A 20,750-nucleotide genomic window follows, 5' to 3' on the forward strand; every position below is an offset into this window, starting at 1 on the left:
GGGGAACAACAAGACTCCGCAGGGGGGGGGGGGGGGGGGGGGGGGGGGGGGGGGGGGGGGGGGGGGGGGGGGGGGGGGCGGACAAAACACCCCCCCCCCCCCCACGACCAACTTGAGTGCCGTTCGCGGTGGAAGCGGGGGAGAAGGTGCCTTACGAGCGGCAGGGCTGAACCGTCGCGAGCGCCGTCATCGCCTCCTGTTCGCGCTGAGCCAGCTCGGACAGGACGGCGGACGCATCGGCCAGGTGCCGGGCGTCGCCGGTTTCCCCTGCCCTTGTGAACAAGTGCGCGACTTCGGTCCACAGTGGAGCGATCTCACGGTACTTCTCATACGCGGTGCGGAGACCGGCATCGTCGACGAGGGCTGCGCATTCCTCGAGGAAGTCGCGGTAGATCCGCCGGAAGAGCGCTCCGCCGGTCCCCGCCCGTTCCATCAGGACGGCGACCTGTGGCAGGTCGCGTGCTGGATCGCTGCTGCGGTCCAGCCATTTCCGCACCTGGACAGCGGCTTTGCCGATCCCGCGATATCCGAGGTTCGCGATGGGCGGGTCGAGGAACTCCGCCGCGTTGGCCCGCACTGCCGCCCGGATGACGCCCGAAAGCGGCTTGAGAGGCGCATCCGCGCCAAGAGAGAACGAGCGGTTCTTCGCCGTCATGGGGCCTTTCGCCCCGCGGGCGCGTTCCAGGCTTTCCAGTGAGGTCGATACGGAGCCACCCTGCTGTACCGTGTCGACAAGGAAGACACTTTCCTCGTCGTAGCCGTACAAAGCGGCGAAGTGCCCTCCGAAGTGGACTTTCGCCGTGAAGTACTCCAGGTGGTACGAGTCGAGTTGCAGGCCGACCGGCACACCGGTGTCGACCTCCTCGGCCACGTTCCGCCACGCCGTGCGCGCCGACGTCGTTTCCTTGACCCGCAGGGTGATTCCGAGACGGTCGGTCAGCTTCCGGGTGATCTCGAAGGGTTTGCTGCGCCCTCCGAGGAAAGGGAACGGCAGGTTCTTACCGTCCCAGTAGATGAAGCCGAGGCCTTCGCCGAGTCCGAACAGCATCGGTTCGGACAGCTCGATCCCGGCGTGCCGCAGGAGGACGTGGAGAGTGCTGGTCTCGCAGTGCTCTCCGCCCGCGGTGTCGATGCCGTCGAGGATCACGAGGTCACCGGCCAGGCGATCTCGGTGCGGTAGGACTCGGGCGCGACCGACGGCCCGGGCGCCACGAGGTACAGCTCCTCGGCGGGCCCGGCCGGAACGAGGTCGCGTTCGGCGATCCAGCGGCCGAGTGATCGGTACGCGGTCTCGACGTCCTCGTAGTCACCCTCGTGGATCGTCGCGACGAGCGGACCACCGGGAAGTTCGCCCGCGCCGATCTCGCCGTCATCCCGCACCTGCCCGTCCACCGGGACGAACAGTTCGACGGTCAACTCATCGGGATCGTCGGTGAGGTAGCGGGTCCCGGGCGGGCCGGACGGCGTGATTCCTTGCGCGTCGAGCGTCGCGAACAGCCGCCCGTACGCGGGACCGATCAGTTCGGCCAGGCCACTCAGCGGCGTCCGGATCGACAGGCGGGCGATCGGCTGCGGCGTGCGCACGCGTTCGTAGACGTGCAGCCACCGTGTCGGTTCGGCGAGCACGAAGTCGAGCCTGGTGCTGATCGCCGCGAGTTCCGCGGCCCGCGCCGCCACCCGGTCGTGATGCCGTTTGATCGCGGCCTTCACCTCGTCCGGCGCACCCGCGTCGAGGATCTCGGCGATCTCCGCCAGCGGTACCTCCAGCTCCCGCAGCCGCCGGATCAGGCCCGCGCGGGCGAACTGGTCGAGCGAATACCGGCGGTACCCGGTGCCTGGATCGATCTCGGCGGGCACCAGCAACCCGATCCGGTCGTAGTTCCGCAGCGCGCGGACCGACAGCCTCGTGGCGTGCGCGAACACGCCGATCGGCAGCAAAGTCGTCATGGGACCAGCCTGAACCCTCTCCCGGGGAGAGGGTCAAGCCGGTACCTCACCCCAGTGACAGCCGATCGAGATCCGGGGCGGACGCGTGGTCGTTGTGCAGCTTGATCGTGTTCGCCCCCGCTCGCAGTTCTACCGGCACCGACGTCGTGAGCCGGGTGTTGTTGCCCGCGCCGTCGACCTTCACCTCGACCGGCGTGCCGCCGTTGACCGTGACGAAGTACGAGCGCGGCCCGTTGACGGTGAAGTCGATGTACAGGGTGTAGCGCCTGGTCTCGGGCACGAGGACGTCGTCGAACCGCACGGACGAGTCCGGATCGCCGCCGATGTTGCGGACCTTCTGCCCGCCCGAGCACACCCAGCAGTTCGTGACGCCCGCGTCACCGACATCGTTCGCTGAATCTTCGGCCTCCCGCATGAAGACCCGGTCCGCCGGCCGTGGGCTCATCCGCACCGGCTTGCTCACCGTTTTCGCCCGCCCCAATAGGTCGAACGACGCGGTGACCGGGATGTCGGCCGCGGTGACGCCTTCGGGGGAGACCAGGGTCCAGGCAGCTTCGAGCTCGTCCCCGACACGCATCGACGACGCCGTGGCCGGAGCACCTTGCAGGGTCCAGCCTGCCGGGACGACCGGCGCCATGGTGACCTTATTGATCGTGTCATCGGTGTCGAGCCGCAGCTTCGCGGTCACCCGCAAGGACTGCCGCCCCGGTGAAAGCCATTGGACACCACCGGGTTCGACGGTCAGAGTCGTCTGCGGTGTGTAGGACGGCGGCGGCAGGGGAGCGATCGCGATCCGGTCGAGACCCGGCCCCGAGGGGGCGTTGCTGAACACCTTGACAGTGTTGGCGCCGGCCTTCAACGCGACGGGGATCGCCGCCGAGGCCACAACTGCTGGTGTGCCGGCGTCGATCGCGGTCTCGACGGGAGCACCGCCGTTGACGCTCACCGCCGCCGAAGTGGCGGGACCGCCCGTGGTGTCGAGCTGGAGCCGGTAGTCGCCGGCTTCCGCGACCGTCACACCCGGGTAGGTGACCGAGTTGCGCGCGCCGCCACCGAGCCCGGTGACCTGGAACGATCCGGAACAGGACGAACACCGTCCGAGGCGGGCGCGGCCGTCGCGATCGTTGCGGAAGGACTCGGCCTCCAGGGGAACCTGCGCACCCAAGACCGAATGCGGGTAGCCGTAGGCCACCTTGATCTCGTCGATCGCCAACTGCCGATAGAAGGGTTTCGCCTGCGGCCCGGACCAGGTGTTCAGCACCTCGAGTTTGATGAACCGGGTCTGCCGTTCGCCGAAGTCGATGAACTGCACCCCGCGGGCGCTCGGCATCGCGCCGGTGCGGACCGGCCGGCCCCAGTTCCTCCCGTCGTCACTCACGTAGACGCGATAGTCCTGGATCCGGGACGAATCCTCCGGCCTGCCGAACGATTCGCGCGCGTGCGTCGGCGACATCTCACGCTGATTCACCGCGAGGTAGGCCGCCGTCCGCCGCCTGCCGAGGTCCAAGGTCAGCGAGACCGGCTGCTTGCCGTCGGCGTCCCAGTGGTTCTCGAAGTTCCCGTCGACGAGATTCGACGCCGGATGGCCGGCGCGTGAAGACGAAGCGGTCGCCTTGATCGTGCCGGAGTCGTGGAAGTACCGCTGCCCGGCCGTCTCCACCTTGAACACCGTGTCGTAGGTGTCCCAGTCCTTGATGTCCACAATGGTCAGATGGCCGCCGGATTGACTGAAGCGCAAAGGCTTCCCAGTGCGTAGGTCGGATACCCTTGTCACCTTGTAACCGTTGTCGCGCAAGCGGAGCAGGTCGGTGCTCGGCCGGGTGACCACGTGGAGGTACTGCGTGCGGGCGCCGGGCTCGACGGTGATGACGCCGTGCGCGCCGTCGTTCCAGAACCCGGGCTGCATGCCGCCGTACATGTACCCGCCGCCCTCTTTGCCCTGCAGGGAGGATTTGATCGGCGGCACCCAGCTCGCCATGAAGTTGTTGTACGCCTCCTGTTGCGGCGGGAACTTCCCGTTCACCATCGGGGTTTCGGCCATCAAGGACTTCATCGACGAACCGGCGTTGGTGATGTAGCGCCCGGTGGACAGCCGGAAGTCGACGGCCTGATCGGTACCGTCATACCACCAGCCGCCATTGGTCGGCAGTTTGTAGTCGGCTTCGGTGAGCCGCGGCATCGGGGTGAACGCCGCCTGCGGGTAGTCGTACGGCGGGGTGATGCCGGTCTTCTGCTCGTTGCTGACGGTGTCCATGATCGGGGTGTCCTCGTTGTTGTTGCTCAGCAACCAGGACGGCCGTTTCTCACGGATCTGTTCGTAGAGCTTGTTCTTCTCCCAGTACTCGTTGTCGTTGTCGATCCAGAACCCGGAGAGGTCCGCGTAACGGTCCATGACCTCGTGGAAGAGGTCGTAGCTGTACTCGCCGAAGCCGGGGCGGGTGGTCAGGTCGACCTGCTTGCCCTTGTAGGCGGAATAGGCGGCGGAATCCAGCGACTCGACACCGGTTTCCTTGTGCCACTGGGGATCGTCGGTCATGTAGAGGATCGTCCGGACACCCTTGGCGTTGCCGGCCTTGACGAGTTCGCCGAGGAGGTCGCGCCGTGTGGCGCAGCTGCCGGGGATCGCCGACGGCCACGGTCGCGCGTAGCCCAGCCTGCTGTGGAAGGTGGCGAGCACGATGTAGGAGGCGCCGAGCTTGCGGGCCTCGTCCACCCAGTAGTCCGCGCTCCAGTCGCCGTCGGTGACGGCGCGTTCCCAAGCGGCGCAGTCGGTTTGACGTGGCGCGGTGAACATGCCCCAGTGGAGGAAGAGTCCCGCGGTGGCCTCGCGTAGCCACTGCTGACGAGGATGGTGCACTTCGGCGCTCGCCGCCGTCGTGGTGAGCAGGCCCGCCAGCAGGGCGAGGACAGTGGCTAGCCAGGCGGTGCGATGCGCTCGAACTCTCATGACCATCCGCTCTCATCCAGGGCGTGGCAACCGAGAGATCCGATGATTGCGTCAGATAGGCCGGTGGTCAAGCCCCGTTGAGTGGGACACGAGCGGAGTCATCGGAGGTATTACCAGCCAGGCCCCCTCGCCTGCAGTGCGAGAGGGCCTGTCGGTCTGATTCAGATGTTGAAGCCCGGGTGGGTCGCGAAGGCGTTGTCGATCACGAGATTCCCGCGCTGGCGGGCCCGTTCACGCAGTGCCGACGTCGTGCGGGCGCCCTGGGCGTAGAACCACCACAGATAGAGCGCGCCGTACATCCACGCGCCCTCGTAACCCCAGGTGGAGTCGGCGCCGCTCTTGCCGGCGCCGAACACCGAACCCGCCGGGAAGTTCGCGTTGTGCGGCTTCCCGCCTTGGTGCCGCGATTCGTGGATCAGCGTCTCGGCCCGGCCGGGAACGTCCTTGGAGTACCAGAAACCCAGGTACACCTCGATCCGGTCGTCGACGAACGCCCCGCTGAACGAGCGGGCGATGGCACTGCCGTCGCCGCACAGCGAACGGAGGTCGTCGCAGTTGTCGCGGACGTAGCGGCGTGCCCAGTTCAGCATCGCCCCGGAATAGGCGTCGGTCTCGTAGTCCTGTGCCGAATAGGTCAACAGGTAGCACGCGTTGAACGTCCGGGCCAGCGGCTTGTCGGTGTTGCACGCGTCTTCCCAGCCGAAGCCTTCGTCCCAGTAGTCCTTGTTACCCGCGAAGCCGTAGGTGTTCCAGAAATAGTCGATGTAGGTCTGATTGCAGATCGAGGCACCGTAGAAATTGTCCCCGGTCACGTTCTTGTCGGGCACGGTGTAGCTGCAAGTGGCCATCGGAGATCACCTGTCTGTAGGAGGAGTTGGTTCGATTCAGGAGCGCGGAGGCTCCGGCGGTGGCACGTCGTCGGTCCGCGAGTCCTTCACGTACCGTCCGCCGACGGCCTGCGGGACACCGCGGACGTCGGTCCGCCGGATGTTCAGCAACCGCTCGTCCTCGGTACCGCTGAGCGCCTCGCGCACCCGGGTGGTGAGTTCGGTGTCACCGGTTTCGGCGATGGCCTGGACCGCCGCGCGCCGCACCGTGAACACCTCGTGCCGGACCTGCCGCAACAGCAGTTCCTTGGCCGCGCTGTCCCCGGCGGACGCCAGCCGCGCCAACGCTTCCACGGCGGTGGTGCGGATGATCACCTCCTCACCGACGGTGCTGATCCCGTGTGCCGGGTCCTCGGAACGCTCCGGCGGGATCGGCTGTCGCAACACGTTTTCGAGCGCCGGCACGGCGGCCGCGTGCCGCAGGTCGGTGAGCAGCTGGACCAGGCCCCAGCGCTCCAGGTACTGCTCCTCGGACAGAGCGTCGTACTGCGCGCTGAGGGCCGGGACGACGTCGTCCGCCCGCTCGCGAAGCCTGTCGAGGCTGCGCTGATAATTGCGTTCGGCGTCCTCGCCGGACGCGGCCATGGTTTCGGCGGCCTGGGTGACCAGTTCACCGATTTCGCTGTTCGAGAAGCTTCCCAGGCCCGAACTGTCCGGGCCCGCTTCAAGGTTGTCGCCACCCGAGCCCAAGGACGGGGTATCGGGATTGCGTGGGGTCGGCATGAGGTTCTCCTTCGCAGCGGCGTTGATGCTGACGAAAGGAAGGAACGCGATCCCGGGCGGCAGATACCTGATTTTCCGAAAATCGCCCATTGGGGCAGTTCGGGATTTTCACCGCGGGAATCCGAAAAGGATTTTGCTCACCGGAAAGTGCGCGGACGGCGAAAAGTATTCACGGATTCCCGCTCGTGATCGATGGCGGACGTCGATGACGACCCGGTTCGGAGAGGTCAAGGTGAACACGGTGACCGGTGTCCTCGGCCGGACGCCGAGACCGATCGACAAGGGGCCTTCGTAGTCGCGGTCAGGTCGAGCACGATCCGGCCGGACCCGGGGTTCTGGCGGAATGCGCGTCGAACGATCTCGAAGTCGACGGAAGAATGGTTTTTGACGCGCTCGCTTTCGTGGACGCGGGACGCCGTGTCAGCGCGGGCTCGGGGGCCCGACCCGGCAAGGTCGACGTGCCTGCCGTACTGCCGCCGGTACGGAATGCTCCAGAGAGGGTCAGCCGGTTAACCGCGGATTCCGCTCAAATAGAGCACGGTGACTGCGGTTGCCGTGCCGAGAGTCGTCACCATGAAGGATCCCGTGAGCAAATAGAGGCCTCCCACGCCTGCGAACGCCGTCTTGATCAGCTTCACGATTCCCCTGTGCTCCTTGTCGGAGACGTCTTTGGTCATTGTCGAACCCTTCGTATGTGGTGTACTAGTACACCGTAGGGCGCGACGACTGGCGAAACCCTCGCCGGTTCTGGTCTTTCACGGTCGGGAGGAGTTTCTTGTCGTCGAGGGCAGGCTCTCCGATGGTCGACCGTTGTCCTGCCGCGCCGCGAATTGTCGATCATCGCCGCGAATCGTGGAGGGCGTCGTGACAATCCAGGTGGAGGGGGAGCGTGTTTCCTGTTCCGTGGCCGCGGTCGAAGCCGCTTTGCGCTGGCTCGCGGTCCGCAAGGACGGAAGGCCTCTCAGGTTCCTGCGTTACGCGATCGAAGACCCGGCGAGCGAATCGGCCGCCGTCCTCGGTTGCTTGGTCCGTCCGACCGGATCGATGACCACGGCACCTCCGGAGTTACGGGCGCTCGCGGTCTGGGGTCTGATCCTCGACGAGATAGAGAAGATCGGCTCGACGAGAGAATCCCGGCGCCGCAACGCTCTGGCCGCGGCTTTCCGGTTGGGCGGAGGAGTGACATGGAAGTCGACCCTCGACGACCGTTTCAGCCAGCTGAAGGACCTGCCTGGGGTATTCGGGAATCCGCCACCGAGCACTACGACACCGATGCACAAGGCTTGGCGACGCGCGGTGAGCGACAAGCTCGCCCCCTGTCTCGCGAGGAATCTCGAGCTTCTCGAAGGAGAAGCCTGGCGGCCTTATGTCGAGATCGCCCGAGGCTCGAAACCTCTCCCGGAAATCCGAGTGCCCGGCGGCAGGGTGCCCTCGGACGGAGCGCAACCCGTATTCGTGGAACGCTTGCTGGTGGCCGTGGAAATGCGGCGCAGAACGGCGTACCGCCGGCTGACGGTGCGCAATATCGTCGCCAGAGAGGACGGCGTCGACGGGTATCGGGCTTCGGCCCTGACCGGGGAGGCCGACGGTCTCGCGGCGATCCCCATCAAAGCGGTCTTCGGTTGCCGCGTCGAGACTTTGCCAGGAGCGCAGCCGGGCGATCCGCAGGTCGTGGACCTGCGTTTCCCCAAACCACTGCGCGAGGGCGAATGTCACGAGTTCATCTCCCTCGCGTGCGATGACGACCTCGACGAGGAGCGAAAGTGGATCAACGTCGCCATCGACCATCACGGAATCGCGCCGGGTGTGGTCGACGTCGAGGGCAAGGTGACCGGAGGTCTGAGTGTCAGCATCACGTTCGACGACTGCGTTCCCGACGCCTGCTGGTGGTACGCGGAACAGACCGAGTACGAGCGCATGGTCCGGCCACCCGCCGGTGATCGGCATCTGCTTGAGATCCGGCAAGGCGTCGTCGAGCACACGTTTCTCGAGCCTTGTCATCCGCGAGAGGAATACGGCATCGCTTTTCGCTGGCCGCGACCCTGATCGAAGCGAAGCCACGTCCGGGGTCGGCGTGGCCCGCCTCGGTTTCCGGCTAGTTGCCCGTGTTTCCGCCGCCGCTGCCCTTGCCGTCGTCGCCGCGCATCGCCATCGAGAACCTCCTCGGGTTAGTGGGTGTGAACGCGGCAAAACTACATACAGTGACCATGACGTAAAGTAGTGGGTTGTGTCTTTACGTGATCTGGGATCCGCTACCGTGGACGACCCCGTGAACCTCGGCTGCCTGGACTCAGCGGCCTGCCCGGCAGGTCGGAGTTCTCTCCGCTGCCACGGCGAGCGAAAGTCCTTCCTGGAGGCTTCCGAACCCGGCAACAGCAGGGCTTGAAGTCCTCGGGCAAGTTCACCTTGCCGACGCCGTCAGGGAACAGTCCAGATGTAGCTCATCGAGCTACGTCTGGCTACACTGGCCTCATGAAGGTCATCACCCAGCGCGAGTTTCGTAACAACTCCGCTGCCGTCATGGACGCCGTCGAGGCCGGCGAGATTTACCACGTCACTCGCAACGGTGTCGAAGTGGCTGAGCTGCGGCCGATACCACGTAGGCGGCGTCTGACCGCTGAGGAGCTGGTCCAGCGTCATCGACGGTTGCCCAAGGTCGAGGCGGTCCAGATGAGGCAAGAAGCTGACGAGTTCTTCGGTACCGAAGACCGTGTCGATTCTGACGACGTGTTGGAGCAGGGACGTGGCTGAGCGTCACGAGGCAGGTGTGCTCGACACCTGCACCTACATAGACCTCGGCCTGCTCGAACCTGCGGCACTACCCAAGATCCCGGAACTCACCGCTGTCACCATGGCTGAGCTTCATCAAGGGGTGGCGATGGCGAAGGAGCCCGCGGTCCGCGCGGCGCGCACCGAGAAGCTCGGTGCTGCGATCGTGGACTTCGCCCCGCTTCCGTTCGACGGCGATGCGGCTGCCCGTTATGGAACGCTGGTGGCGCTGGTTCTTGCGGCCAACCGAGATCCGAAGCCCCGGCGAATGGATCTGATGATCGCCGCCATCGCGTCTTCGCGAGAGTTGCCGCTCTACACGCGCAACGCAGCTGACTTCAAAGGCCTGGGCGGCATGGTCGAGGTCGTCGGTGTCTGATCAGCGTCGATCTGGCCACGTGGGTTGCGCTGCGTGGACAGTGCGATTGCCTATCGGAAACTCAGTGAGAAGATCGAGCCATCGGTCGTAGCCGAGTAAATTCGTTCGAATCGTCGAGTTCCGGCTGATCTTGAGGATCGGGCAATTCTTTTACGGATAGATACGCAGCGGGGATAATCGTTCGGCGAACCGACGACCTTCCGCACCTGATGAAGAGCACACTTCGGTGTCCCAGCCCACGAGGGTTCCAGTCAGCTCACCAACCGCGTTCGCGCCAGTCCGCGACGTGCGGACGCTGCTCGCCCAGCGTCGAGTCGTCCCCGTGTCCCGGGTAGAACCACGTGTCATCCGGCAGTTCGCCGAAGATCCGCGACTCGACGTCGTCCACCAGCGATTTGAACTCCTCCGGTGAGTTCGTTTTCCCGACGCCGCCGGGGAACAGCGAGTCGCCGGTGAACAGGTGCGGGTGCCCGGCCGGGTCGCGGTACAGCAGTGCGATGGAGCCGGGGGTGTGGCCGCGCAGGTGGAGCACTTCGAGGGTGACCTGCCCGACCTTGATCGTGTCGCCGTGTTCGACGAGGAAGTCCGGCGGGATCGGCAGCGGCTCGGCGTCCAGCGGGTGGGCGGCGGTGTTCGCGCCGTTCGCGCCGGCGACGGCGCCGAGGGCCTGCCAGTGGTCCTGGTGCTGGTGGGTGGTCACGACGGTCTTCAGCGCGGGCCGGTCGGGGCCGTGGCCGATGAGGTCGGAGATCCGTTCCGGGTCGTTCGCGGCGTCGATCAGCAGCGCCTCGTTCTCGGCGCGGCAGACCAGCAGATACGCGTTGTTGTCCATCGGACCGACCGACAGCTTCGTGATGGTGAGCGCGTCCAGGGTGCGGCGGGCGGCGTCGCCGCCGGGATCGACATGCCCGGTGTAGGTCTCGACGATGTTCACACCGCATACGGTAGTCGTTCGCCTGCAATCGGTTCCACCCGCACAGGTTGCCCACAGGGACAGGACGTAGGCTCGCGTCGCCCTGCCAGCCGAACCACAGGACGCTCGTGCCCGACGCCTCGCCACGCGCCCCGCGCAAGATCAGCTGGGACGTCCTTCGCGTTGTCGCCGTCCTCGCGGTAGTGCTCGGGCACGTCACCCATCAGGGAGCGCTTTTGCACCCGGAACTGGTGGGGTACCCCTTTCGGGTGACCGCCCAGTTCGGTGCGGCCATCCTTTTGGTGATTTCCGCGTTCTTCGTATGCGCGAGCCTCCGTAAGGGACGGCCCGGGCGGTGGCTGTGGAACCGGGTCGCGCGGCTGGTGCCCGCGTACCTGGTGGCGGTGGTCGTCACCTATGTCGTCGCCCGGTACGCGACGATTCGGTTCAGCGGTCTGCCGTTCCCGCCGGGTCTCACCGGATTCCTGTTCGGCGTCCCGCACGGCCCGCCGTCCGATCCGTCGCCCTGGTATGTCCCCACCGGCGCCGATCTGCTCGCCAACCTGGGCATGGTCCAGGAATGGGGCTGGCGGTACGAACTCTTCTACTACCTCGACGGCGCCTATTGGACGCTGCCGGTCCAGCTCGTCGCGTTCACCGCCGCGGCCCTGCTGTGGCCGCGGCGGTGGCGCACCCATCGGCTCACCGTAGGGCTGCTCTGGGCACTGATCCTGGTCCCGCTTTTCCTCCGGTTCGTCGTGTTCGACCCGGTTTCCACGCCGAAGCTCGTCGAGACCTTCTACTACGGGCTCGGCCTGCACCGCGTGCATGTCTTCGCGATCGGGATCGCGATCTGGCTGTGGGCGAAACGACGGCTGGCGCACTGGCATCTCGCGCTGTTCTTGCTCGCCGCCTGCGCGGCGCAGGACCTGCAGGTCTTCCCATTCCACCAGGTCCTGCCGAACGATCCCGAGCGCTGGCCGTCGGTCACCGGGTTCGCGATCATGCTGCTGCTGGTGTGCCTGGCCGCGCGCGGGCCGGACTGGCGGTTCCCCGGGCTGTCCCGGGCCGCCCCGGCTGTCACGTGGCTCGCGGGCATCTCGTATGGTCTTTATCTGGTGCACCAGGAACTCGGTTACATCCTGGCCCGTGCCCTGCTGAACGTCGGCGTCCCCGGCTGGTTGCGTCTCCCCATCGTGCTGGCCGCCGCCGTATTCGGGGGCTGGGTGATCACCGCGGGCGTGGAACGACCGGTTCACCGGTGGCTCACCGCTCGCCGGGATCGACCCGATAAGCCTGGAAAACCGCAGGTCAAAGACTCGGAACCAGTTTCTGTCGGTGGTGCCTCGTAGCATGGAGGCGGCCGCCCGTGCAGCTATCGACCGGGACGGCGACCGCAGCTGAGAATGAAACCTGAAGGGACCCTGGCGTGGCTGATCGCCTCGTTGTTCGCGGCGCCCGCGAGCACAACCTCCGCGGTGTGGATCTCGACCTGCCCCGCGACAGCCTGATCGTGTTCACCGGTCTGTCCGGGTCCGGGAAGTCGAGCCTCGCCTTCGACACCATCTTCGCCGAAGGGCAGCGCCGGTACGTCGAGTCGCTGTCGGCGTACGCGCGCCAGTTCCTCGGCCAGATGGACAAGCCGGACGTCGACTTCATCGAGGGCCTGTCGCCCGCGGTGTCGATCGACCAGAAGTCCACCTCGCGCAACCCGCGTTCGACCGTCGGCACCATCACCGAGGTCTACGACTACCTGCGTCTGCTCTACGCCCGCGCCGGCAAGGCGCACTGTCCGCAGTGCGGCGAGCCGATCAGCAAGCAGACCCCGCAGCAGATCGTCGACCAGGTGCTCGCGATGGAGGAGGGCACGCGCTTCCAGGTGCTCGCGCCGGTCGTGCGCGGGCGCAAGGGGGAGTACCTCGACCTCTTCGAGAACCTGCAGCAGCAGGGCTACGCACGCGTGGTGGTCGACGGGACGATCCACCCGCTCACCGACCCGCCGAAGCTGAAGAAGCAGGAAAAGCACCAGATCGCCGTCATCATCGACAGGCTCTCGGTGAAGACCAGCTCGCGGCAGCGGCTCACCGACTCGGTCGAGACGGCGCTCCGGCTGGCCGACGGCCTGATCGAGCTGGAGTTCGTCGACCTGCCGGAGAACGACCCGCATCGCGTGCGTGGCTTCTCCGAGAACCTGGCCTGCCCGAACGGCCACCCGCTGGCGATCGAGGACCTCGAGCCGCGCTCGTTCTCCTTCAACGCGCCCTACGGCGCCTGCCCCGAGTGCACCGGTATCGGCGTCCGCAAGGAGGTCGACCCGGAACTCGTGGTCCCGGACGACGAGATGTCCCTCGGTGAGGGCGCCATCGCCCCGTGGGCGGGCGGCCAGAGCGCGGACTACTTCATCCGCCTCCTCGAGTCGCTTTCGGAGACCATCGGCTTCCGGATGGACACTCCGTGGCGCAAGCTGCCGGCGAAGATCCAGAAGGCGGTCCTGCACGGCGTCGACGAGCAGGTCCACGTCCGCTACAAGAACCGCTACGGCCGCCAGCGCTCCTACTACGCGAGCTTCGAGGGCGTCATCCCGTTCCTCGAGCGGCGCCAGGAGCAGACAGAGTCCGAGTACATGCGTGAGCGGTACGAGGGCTACATGCGCGAGGTGCCGTGCCCGGGGTGTCAGGGCACGCGGCTCAAGCCGGAGATCCTCGCCGTCACCCTGGAGCACAAGACAAAGGGCGATCGGTCGATCGCCGAGGTCTGCGCCCTCTCGATCGCGGAGGCGTCGCAGTTCCTCGACGAGCTGGAGCTCGGCAAACGCGAGACGGTGATCGCGGGTGCGGTGCTCAAGGAGATCCAGGCGCGGCTGCGCTTCCTCCTCGACGTCGGGCTCAACTACCTCTCGCTCGACCGTGCTTCCGGGACGCTGTCCGGCGGCGAGGCGCAGCGCATCCGGCTCGCCACACAGATCGGTTCCGGTCTGGTCGGCGTGCTGTACGTGCTGGACGAGCCGTCGATCGGGCTGCACCAGCGGGACAACCACCGGTTGATCGAGACGCTGGTCCGGCTGCGTGATCTTGGTAACACGTTGATCGTCGTCGAGCACGACGAGGACACCATCCGCTCCAGCGACTGGGTGGTCGACATCGGCCCCGGCGCCGGTGAGCACGGCGGCCACATCGTCCACAGTGGACCGTACAAGAAGATCCTGCGGAACAAGGACTCGATCACCGGCGCGTACCTGTCGGGCCGCAGCAAGATCGAGGTCCCGGCGATCCGGCGCCCGATCGACAAGAAGCGTCAGCTGACCGTCGTCGGCGCGCGCGAGCACAACCTGCGCGGTCTCGACGTGTCGTTCCCGCTCGGCTGCCTCGTGTCGGTCACCGGTGTCTCGGGTTCCGGGAAGTCCACGCTGGTCAACGACATCCTCGCGACCGTGCTGGCGAACAAGCTCAACGGCGCGCGCCAGGTGCCGGGCCGTCACACCCGGGTGAACGGGCTGACGGGCGTCGACAAGCTGGTCCGCGTCGACCAGTCGCCGATCGGCCGCACCCCGCGGTCCAACCCGGCGACGTACACCGGCGTCTGGGATCACGTGCGCAAGCTGTTCGCCGCGACCACCGAGGCGAAGGTGCGCGGTTACCAGCAGGGCCGGTTCTCCTTCAACGTCAAGGGTGGCCGGTGCGAGGCCTGCGCCGGTGACGGCACGATCAAGATCGAGATGAACTTCCTGCCGGACGTCTATGTCCCGTGTGAGGTCTGCAAGGGCGACCGGTACAACCGCGAGACCCTCGAGGTGCACTACAAGGGCAAAACCGTCGCGGACGTGCTGAACATGCCGATCGAGGAGGCGGCCGAGTTCTTCGAGCCGATCAAGGCGATCCACCGGCACCTCGCGACGCTCGTCGACGTCGGCCTCGGCTACGTCCGGCTCGGACAGCCCGCGCCGACGCTGTCGGGCGGTGAGGCGCAGCGCGTCAAGCTCGCCAGCGAGCTGCAGAAGCGGTCCACCGGCAAGACGGTGTACATCCTCGACGAGCCGACCACCGGTCTGCACTTCGAGGACATCAGCAAGCTGATCGGCGTGATCAACGGCCTGGTGGACAAGGGCAACACGGTGATCGTGATCGAGCACAACCTCGACGTCATCAAGACCTCGGACTGGATCATCGACATGGGCCCCGAGGGTGGTTCCGGCGGTGGCACCGTGATCGCGGAAGGGACGCCGGAGTACGTCGCTTCGGTCGAGGAGAGCTACACCGGGCAGTTCTTGAAGACCGTTCTCGTCTGAGTCACTCAAGTGCTATGAACGGTCCGTTCCTTGCAAATTTTGCAAGGAACGGACCGTTCATAGCACGCGGGAGCTAGGCAGGCGCCTTCCCCGTGGTCCGGTCCAGCACCGGCGAAGCGGGCCCGTAGTAGAAAGCGCGCAGCCGGTACGAGGCGCCCTCCTCGTCCGGCATCGAAGCGAGCCCCGCCGACGTGGTCCCCGGATCCGAGACCTCGATCGGCACGAAGTCGGCCGCGCCGGGTTTCTTGATCTCAACGAGGAAACCGTCCTCGTCGGTGGAATGGTCCGTCCAGCTGAACCGCACCATCTCCTCCGGCGCGGGCTCGGCCCGGAACGAGGCAGGAGCGGCCGATCGGTCACTCGCACGCAGCGAGACGGCGGGTCCGGGAGCGGCGGCAGTAGCGGGGCCGGAGACGGTGACAACGTCCGACACAGCACCGTAGAACGGCCGGATCCGATAGTGGAACCGCGTTTCCGGCATCAGGTCCGGATGCCGGTAGGTCCTCTGCCGCGGCGGCACGAACTGCAGGATCGTGTACTCGCCGTGCGGATCGGTCGTGTACTCGACGATCCGTCCCGCGACGTTCGGATCGTCGTCGGGCCAGCTCAGGTCGACGTTCACCGGATCGGTCAGTGTCGCGGTGAAACCGGGTTCCTCGCCGCATCCCGACACGAAAGCGACCGCCAGCACAACGGCCGCGAGTTTCCTTGGCACGCCTCGACCCTCCCGGGAATCAGGCGGCGGCGGAATCCGGAGGCGTCAGCATACGAGCGCGTTCGGTGATCGACAAGGGCCCGGGTGAACCGCGTCCCCACGTTGTCCGTGTAGGAGGCAAGAGGAGGCGGCCATGGAGAACCGAGGAGATGCACAGTTCGATCGCGGCGGGCGCCGAACGGTTCACTCCGCCCCTGCGGGTTGCAGTACTGTCCTCGCCGACCCAGAAGACCGTCGGGAGGACGCGAGTGGCGATCGGAGGCCGGCGGCCCAAAAAGGCCAAAGGCGAGGACTTGGTCCGGCACTTGTACGCCGAACACGGGCGAAGCCTGCTGGCGTACGCGACGAGGCTGACCGGGGACCGCGCGGCGGCGGAGGACGTTGTGCAGGAGACCCTGGTCCGGGCCTGGAAACACGCCGAAGACCTGCAGGACGACGCGAAGGGATCGGTGCGGGGCTGGCTGCTCACGGTCGCCCGGAACATCATCACCGATCGCGCGCGGGCCAGGGCGGCACGGCCGCCGGAAGTGGCGGAGCCGGAGGAAGGCGTGCCCACCCCGGCGGTGGAGCGGGACCACGCGCAGAGCGTCGTGGATTCCATGGCCGTGCTCGGGGCGATGGACGGCCTGTCCACGGAACATCGTGAGGTACTGGTGGAGATCTACTACCGGGGCCGCACGGTGGCCGAAGCGGCGAGATCCCTGGGCGTGGCCCCGGGTACCGTTAAGTCGAGATCTTATTACGCGTTACGGGCGCTCAGAGCCGTGATGTCGGGGCCAGGGAAGGAGGTGGCGCGATGAGTGCGGTCGGACATGACCAGGGCCAGCTCGCCGCCTACGTCCTCGGCGGGCTCACCCCGGCGGAAGCGGCCACGTTCGAGACGCATCTGGCGAGTTGCCCCACGTGCCGTCGTGAGGTTCGCGAGCTGTCGGAGCTGCGGTATCACCTCGACGAAGTGCCACCGGAGGCGTTCCTCGAAGGTCCTCCCGACGGTGGTGATCTGCTGCTGCAACGCACGTTGCGTCAGGTCCGTGAAGAAGGCGCGCAGGAGCGGAAGCCCCGCAGGTTCCTCGCCGTGGCAGGTGCGGCCGTGCTGGTCGTCGTGGCGCTGGGCGCCGGTGTGCTGGTCGGCAGGCAGAGCACGCCGGAGCCGTCGACGGTGGCCCTGCCGGTGCCCGCGGTGACCGCCCCGGTGCCGGGCACCCGCGATCTCGCGGCCACCAACCGGATCACGGGAGCGCGGCTGGCGGTCCGGGTGGTTCCGGCCGCGGGCTGGGTGCGGCTCCACGCCAAGGCGACAGGAGTCCGCGAAGGCGAGAAGTGTGCGCTCGTCGTGGTGACCAGGAGCGGCGAGCGGGTCAACGCCGGCAGCTGGCTCGTTTCGGAGAAGGGACAGCGCGAGGGCACCGGGGTCGACGGTTCGGCACTGGTCGCCCCCGACGACGTGGTCTCGGTCGAGGTCGTGACCATGGACGGCCGGAACCTGGTGTCGGCGCAGGTATGACGGGTTCGCTCAGAGGTCGTGGAGGCGGTCGGTATCGCTTCCGCGACACGTGGCTGCTCCCGGCCTCGCCCAAGGCGGTCTTCGACGCCGTCGTCGACCTGGCCGCGTACCCGCAGTGGTGGCGTGACGTCCGTTCGGTCAGCCAGGTCGACGAGGACACCGCCGAACTCGTCTGCCGGTCCAGGCTGCCGTACGCGTTGACCGTGCGGATGCACCGAGACCGGCAGGACGAACGGGAGGGCCGGGTCCGGGTCCTGCTCAGCGGCGATCTGGAAGGGACGCTGGCCGGTGCTCTCGTGGCGGTGGAAAGCGGCACCAGGCTGGACATCACGCAGGAGGTCGAGGCGCGGAAACCGTTGCTGCGCAAGCTCGATCGCGTCGCGAGGCCGGTTTTCCGGATCAACCACGCGCTCATGATGCGGCGGGGGCAAAACGGACTACGGGGGTACCTGGGGGCTTCGGGTGGTTGAAGCGTGTCTCCCGAACTGAAGATCGACAGGTCGGGTGAGGGTACGCGCGCGCGTTTCTTTTCGGCCCGCTCATGCGGCGGCCCGGCTGCGGAAATCCGAAAGCGCGCTTTGAGAGACACAGGTTAGGCTCCCGCCATGCGTGTCGCCACCGTGCAGCCGTTCACGGTCCCAGCGGACCTATCCGCGAACATCGCCGGACACGCGAGGCTCCTCCGGATCGCGGAAGCCGATCTCTGCGTCTTTCCCGAACTTTCCTTGACCGGCTTGGAGTTCGAGGCGCTCGCCGCCGACCCCGGACTGTGGCTGTCCCAGGACGATCCCCGCCTCGATCCACTTCGGGAGGCTTGCCGGGCCAGTGGTGTCCACGCTGTCGTCGGGCTCCCGCTCGTGGAGGACGGCCGACGGTACATCGGTTCGCTCGTTCTCGGGTCGAACGGGGAAACCGTTGCCACCTACGCGAAACGCAATCTGCACCACAGCGAGGGAGAGCTGTTCGAGCCGGGCGGTCGCCAGGTGATCATCGAGGTCGGCGGTCGGCACCTCGGTCTCGCGATCTGTCTCGACGCCGCGAATCCGGACCATGCCAGGGAGCTCGCCGAGGCCGGTGCCGAGGTCTATGTCCTCAGCGCACTCTTCAGTGAGGGCCAGGAACAGCGGTTGCTCGACCAGGTGGGCGTCGCGGCCGGGTACGGGATGTGGGTCGTGCTTTCCCAGTATTCCGGCAAGACCGGCGGGATGGCCGCGTTCGGCGGCAGTGGGATCTGGAGGCCCGCAGGCGGCGCCGAGGTGCGGCTCGGCGGCGAGGTCTCCGAATGGGCCTACGCGACGATCAGTTCCTGAGCCTTCCCAAGTGCTGCCTTGGTGCATCACTTGTAACAGCACCCATCTTGTGTGACTCTCTTCCCCGCCGGAAGGAGGCACTTTCATGTCCCAGGGGAACGCCGATGTGACGGCGCAGGCCAGGATCGTCGATCCGGAAAAGCTCGAGGTGTGCGCCGTGCTCGAGGTGATCAACCGGATCAGCGGGAAGTGGGCGATCGGCATCCTGCTGGAGGCCACGCGCGGCCCGGTGCGGTTCACCGAACTGGAACGGTCGGTGGAGGGGATCAGCAGGCGGATGCTCACGCTGACGTTGCGGAATCTCGAACGCGACGGTCTGCTCGTACGCACCGTGTACCCGACGGTGCCGCCGAAGGTGGAATACGAGGCCACGCCGATGGCGAAGGAACTGTATGCGTCGCTGAGCGGCTTGCTGAGCTGGGCCGAGCGTCACCGCGACTCGATCGCCGCCTCCCGCGTCGTCTACGACGAAAAGGTCAGCGCCTGACGCCCGCCGCGTGCACGGCGCGCTGGACGTGGGAACAGAGCAGGTCGAAGTACATCTTTTGGAAGGGTAGGTCCGTACTGTTCTTCGCGGACCAGCTTTCCCACCGGCCGCCCGGTCGCAGATAACGCGACGTGTACGCGGTCGTGAGGTCGGCATCGACGTGGTGCAGGGCCGCGAGCGCCCACTCCTGGTCGTAACGCAGGTCCGGCCGGGCGAGGTAATGGTCCAGATAGGACACGAGGATCTCGGCGTCGGCGATCGTGCCGAACCTCGCCAGCGCGAAACAGTAACCCTGCCCGGCGAACACCAAGCCGCTTTCCAGGAACAGGTCCCGGAGGCGCTCGCGCCACGCGGTGCGGCGGTCGACGCCGATGAGCCAGGCGGCGGTGATCCGCGGCCGCCAGTCGGCCTCGAGGAGCTCTTCGAGTTCGTCGTCGGTGATCACCCGTGCGTCCTCGACGAGGTCGCGCAGGAAGACCTCGCGTTCGGGGCCGCTCATCATCCCGGCGAAGTTGCCGTGCAGCAGCTTCGAGTACCGCGCGAGCACGTAACGGTCGATGGCGTCTGGCATGCGTTCAGTTTGCCGGAAACGAAAAACCGCGGTGCGAGGACGGGGGTCCCTCGCACCGCGGTTTTCTTCTCGCCGTGCGCTACACGCCCGCCACGGCTTTCTCCCTGTCTCCGACACTGTCCTCGTGGGGATCCGGGACGTGATCGTCGATCAGGGTGGCTTCGTCGAACGGTGCTTGCCCGGTGAGGACTTGGTGGGCTTGTTCGCGGTCGAATTCTTTGGTCCAGGTTCCGATGAGGATGGTGGCGATGGCGTTGCCGGCGAAGTTGGCGCTGGTGGGTCAGGCGGTGCGACGGCACGGTGGGACCATCGACGTCGGCCGTGCCGAAGGCGCCGTGTTCACCGTGCGCTTGCCGCTGAAAACACCGCCGAAGGAGCCGACACGATGATCAAGGTGCTGGTCGTCGAGGACGAACCGGTGGCCGCCGACGCGCATCGGGTGTACGTCGAGAGAATGCCCGGCTTCACCGTCTCCGGTGTCGTCCATTCCGGCGGCGACGCGCTGCGGTTCTGCGAACGCGAACCGGTCGACCTGGTACTGCTGGACTTCTACCTGCCGGATACGCACGGGCTCGCGGTCTGCCGGTCGCTGCGCGCGGCCGGTCTCCCGATCGACGTCATCGCGGTGACCTCGGCACGGGACTTGGCGCTGGTCAAGGCCGCCGTGTCGGTCGGCGTGGTGCAGTACCTGCTGAAACCGTTCACTTTCGCCTCGCTGCGGGAGAAACTGGAGCGCTACGCCGAGTTTCACGGCGCTTCGGGCGAGGTGACCGGTCAGGCCGAGATCGACCGCGCGCTCGGCGCCCTGCGCACCACCGAGCGGCAGGCGCTGCCGAAGGGGATGAGCTCGCAGACCCTGGAAGCGATCACCGAAGTCCTCGCCTCGGCGGCTGACGGCCTCTCCGCCGGGGCGGCCGCGACCGCGATCGGCGCCTCCCGCGTCACCGCACGCCGCTACCTCGAATACCTTGCCGACAACGGCTTCGCCCAGCGCGAGTCCCGTTACGACCAGGTCGGCCGCCCCGAGGTCTGGTACAAACCGAAAACCGTATAACGACCTATACGGCGGCCCGTGAACGAATATCGTTGTATGCGACACGTGCATGTCGATAGGGCGAAAATGTTGATAAATCACCAGCTGGCGGAAGCGACGAAAGTCGGTGCCGAGCTTCGGCGGGCCTCCTGAATTCGCGAACCATTCCGTTGTCCTCACAAGGAGTGGTTCCATGGCAAGGAAGTTCTTCGTCTCCGCGTCCGTGAGCTTGGCGCTGCTGGCCGTCCAGGGCTCCTCGCGGCGGGCGCCATGCAGCGCG

The 20,750-nt window shown here is 66.7% G+C and carries 21 protein-coding genes and 2 pseudogenes; 12 read left to right on the forward strand and 11 right to left on the reverse strand.

The genetic code is table 11. The features are described 5' to 3' along the window. Window positions 1-151: 151 nt before the first annotated feature. The 7 genes and pseudogenes from ACZ6DT_RS14225 to ACZ6DT_RS14255 form a co-directional block, all read right to left on the reverse strand. On the reverse strand, window positions 152-1,147 hold the full coding sequence (locus ACZ6DT_RS14225; protein ID WP_465593797.1) for a BtrH N-terminal domain-containing protein: 996 nt from the start codon (window positions 1,145-1,147) through the stop codon (window positions 152-154). Continuing rightward, window positions 1,144-1,947: a MerR family transcriptional regulator gene (locus ACZ6DT_RS14230; protein WP_465593800.1), complete on the reverse strand. Its 804-nt coding sequence runs from the start codon at window positions 1,945-1,947 to the stop codon at window positions 1,144-1,146. The genes ACZ6DT_RS14225 and ACZ6DT_RS14230 overlap by 4 nt, the downstream gene beginning before the upstream one ends. 46 nt (window positions 1,948-1,993) lie before the next feature. Next, on the reverse strand, window positions 1,994-4,900 hold the full coding sequence (locus tag ACZ6DT_RS14235) for an alpha-L-fucosidase (RefSeq protein ID WP_465593803.1): 2,907 nt from the start codon (window positions 4,898-4,900) through the stop codon (window positions 1,994-1,996). 155 nt (window positions 4,901-5,055) lie between these two features. After that, a complete protein-coding gene (locus ACZ6DT_RS14240; RefSeq protein ID WP_465593806.1) occupies window positions 5,056-5,742 on the reverse strand; it encodes a hypothetical protein in 687 nt (228 codons plus the stop codon). A 36-nt stretch (window positions 5,743-5,778) separates the two neighbouring features. Then, on the reverse strand, window positions 5,779-6,504 hold the full coding sequence (locus ACZ6DT_RS14245; protein ID WP_465593809.1) for a HEAT repeat domain-containing protein: 726 nt from the start codon (window positions 6,502-6,504) through the stop codon (window positions 5,779-5,781). Between the two features lie 192 nt (window positions 6,505-6,696). Continuing rightward, window positions 6,697-6,801 (reverse strand): annotated as a pseudogene (locus ACZ6DT_RS14250) (AMIN-like domain-containing (lipo)protein); the annotation flags it as partial. A gap of 212 nt (window positions 6,802-7,013) precedes the next feature. Then, entirely contained in the window at window positions 7,014-7,181 is a 168-nt protein-coding gene (locus ACZ6DT_RS14255; RefSeq protein WP_465593812.1) for a hypothetical protein, read from the reverse strand. Between the two features lie 187 nt (window positions 7,182-7,368). Between ACZ6DT_RS14255 and ACZ6DT_RS14260 the strand changes: the two genes are divergently transcribed. From ACZ6DT_RS14260 to ACZ6DT_RS14270, 3 genes are all read left to right on the forward strand, one after another. Next, on the forward strand, window positions 7,369-8,550 hold the full coding sequence (locus ACZ6DT_RS14260; RefSeq protein WP_465593815.1) for a hypothetical protein: 1,182 nt from the start codon (window positions 7,369-7,371) through the stop codon (window positions 8,548-8,550). A 426-nt stretch (window positions 8,551-8,976) separates the two neighbouring features. Continuing rightward, the gene (locus tag ACZ6DT_RS14265) at window positions 8,977-9,255 is read left to right on the forward strand and encodes a type II toxin-antitoxin system Phd/YefM family antitoxin (RefSeq protein ID WP_465593818.1); all 279 of its coding nucleotides are present in this window, start codon (window positions 8,977-8,979) and stop codon (window positions 9,253-9,255) included. Next, the gene (locus tag ACZ6DT_RS14270; protein ID WP_465593821.1) at window positions 9,248-9,652 is read left to right on the forward strand and encodes a type II toxin-antitoxin system VapC family toxin; all 405 of its coding nucleotides are present in this window, start codon (window positions 9,248-9,250) and stop codon (window positions 9,650-9,652) included. Before ACZ6DT_RS14265 ends, ACZ6DT_RS14270 begins: the two co-directional genes overlap by 8 nt. A 256-nt stretch (window positions 9,653-9,908) precedes the next feature. Here the strand turns inward: ACZ6DT_RS14270 and ACZ6DT_RS14275 are convergent, their stop codons facing one another. After that, complete coding sequence (locus ACZ6DT_RS14275; RefSeq protein WP_465593824.1) at window positions 9,909-10,586, reverse strand: MBL fold metallo-hydrolase; 678 nt, start codon at window positions 10,584-10,586, stop codon at window positions 9,909-9,911. Window positions 10,587-10,693: 107 nt separating this feature from the next. Here ACZ6DT_RS14275 and ACZ6DT_RS14280 point away from each other — a divergent pair, with 107 nt between their 5' ends. Both ACZ6DT_RS14280 and uvrA read left to right on the forward strand, forming a co-directional pair. After that, complete coding sequence (locus ACZ6DT_RS14280) at window positions 10,694-11,917, forward strand: acyltransferase family protein (RefSeq protein ID WP_465593827.1); 1,224 nt, start codon at window positions 10,694-10,696, stop codon at window positions 11,915-11,917. A 77-nt stretch (window positions 11,918-11,994) separates the two neighbouring features. Continuing rightward, window positions 11,995-14,850, forward strand: coding sequence for an excinuclease ABC subunit UvrA (gene uvrA / locus ACZ6DT_RS14285; protein ID WP_465593830.1), 2,856 nt, complete (start codon window positions 11,995-11,997; stop codon window positions 14,848-14,850). Window positions 14,851-14,923: 73 nt separating this feature from the next. Here uvrA and ACZ6DT_RS14290 read toward each other — a convergent pair whose 3' ends face one another. Continuing rightward, entirely contained in the window at window positions 14,924-15,565 is a 642-nt protein-coding gene (locus ACZ6DT_RS14290) for a fibronectin type III domain-containing protein (RefSeq protein ID WP_465593833.1), read from the reverse strand. A gap of 248 nt (window positions 15,566-15,813) precedes the next feature. Between ACZ6DT_RS14290 and ACZ6DT_RS14295 the strand changes: the two genes are divergently transcribed. From ACZ6DT_RS14295 to ACZ6DT_RS14315, 5 genes are all read left to right on the forward strand, one after another. Next, window positions 15,814-16,365, forward strand: a complete 552-nt coding sequence (locus tag ACZ6DT_RS14295) for a sigma-70 family RNA polymerase sigma factor (RefSeq protein WP_465594001.1) — start codon at window positions 15,814-15,816, stop codon at window positions 16,363-16,365. Next, the gene (locus ACZ6DT_RS14300) at window positions 16,362-17,069 is read left to right on the forward strand and encodes an anti-sigma factor family protein (RefSeq protein WP_465593836.1); all 708 of its coding nucleotides are present in this window, start codon (window positions 16,362-16,364) and stop codon (window positions 17,067-17,069) included. The genes ACZ6DT_RS14295 and ACZ6DT_RS14300 overlap by 4 nt, the downstream gene beginning before the upstream one ends. Next, on the forward strand, window positions 17,066-17,539 hold the full coding sequence (locus tag ACZ6DT_RS14305) for an SRPBCC family protein (protein WP_465593839.1): 474 nt from the start codon (window positions 17,066-17,068) through the stop codon (window positions 17,537-17,539). Before ACZ6DT_RS14300 ends, ACZ6DT_RS14305 begins: the two co-directional genes overlap by 4 nt. Window positions 17,540-17,674: 135 nt before the next feature. Further along, window positions 17,675-18,379 (forward strand): carbon-nitrogen hydrolase family protein, encoded by a 705-nt coding sequence (locus ACZ6DT_RS14310; protein WP_465593842.1) that lies wholly within the window; start codon window positions 17,675-17,677, stop codon window positions 18,377-18,379. A gap of 85 nt (window positions 18,380-18,464) precedes the next feature. Beyond that, window positions 18,465-18,866, forward strand: coding sequence for a winged helix-turn-helix transcriptional regulator (locus ACZ6DT_RS14315; RefSeq protein ID WP_465593845.1), 402 nt, complete (start codon window positions 18,465-18,467; stop codon window positions 18,864-18,866). Here ACZ6DT_RS14315 and ACZ6DT_RS14320 read toward each other — a convergent pair. Together ACZ6DT_RS14320 and ACZ6DT_RS14325 are read right to left on the reverse strand one after the other, a co-directional pair. Next, entirely contained in the window at window positions 18,856-19,437 is a 582-nt protein-coding gene (locus ACZ6DT_RS14320; RefSeq protein ID WP_465593848.1) for a DUF6000 family protein, read from the reverse strand. The genes ACZ6DT_RS14315 and ACZ6DT_RS14320 overlap by 11 nt on opposite strands. A 79-nt stretch (window positions 19,438-19,516) precedes the next feature. Then, a pseudogene (locus ACZ6DT_RS14325) lies at window positions 19,517-19,705 on the reverse strand (C4-dicarboxylate transporter DctA); the annotation flags it as partial. On the opposite strand from ACZ6DT_RS14325, the gene ACZ6DT_RS14330 reads away from it, so the two are divergent. Together ACZ6DT_RS14330 and ACZ6DT_RS14335 are read left to right on the forward strand one after the other, a co-directional pair. Further along, complete coding sequence (locus tag ACZ6DT_RS14330) at window positions 19,686-19,826, forward strand: hypothetical protein (RefSeq protein WP_465594013.1); 141 nt, start codon at window positions 19,686-19,688, stop codon at window positions 19,824-19,826. The pseudogene ACZ6DT_RS14325 and the gene ACZ6DT_RS14330 sit on opposite strands and share 20 nt — an antisense overlap. Further along, window positions 19,823-20,491 (forward strand): response regulator, encoded by a 669-nt coding sequence (locus ACZ6DT_RS14335; protein ID WP_465593851.1) that lies wholly within the window; start codon window positions 19,823-19,825, stop codon window positions 20,489-20,491. The genes ACZ6DT_RS14330 and ACZ6DT_RS14335 overlap by 4 nt, the downstream gene beginning before the upstream one ends. Window positions 20,492-20,750 lie beyond the last annotated feature (259 nt).

This window comes from Amycolatopsis sp. NPDC041971 (genome assembly GCF_055588925.1).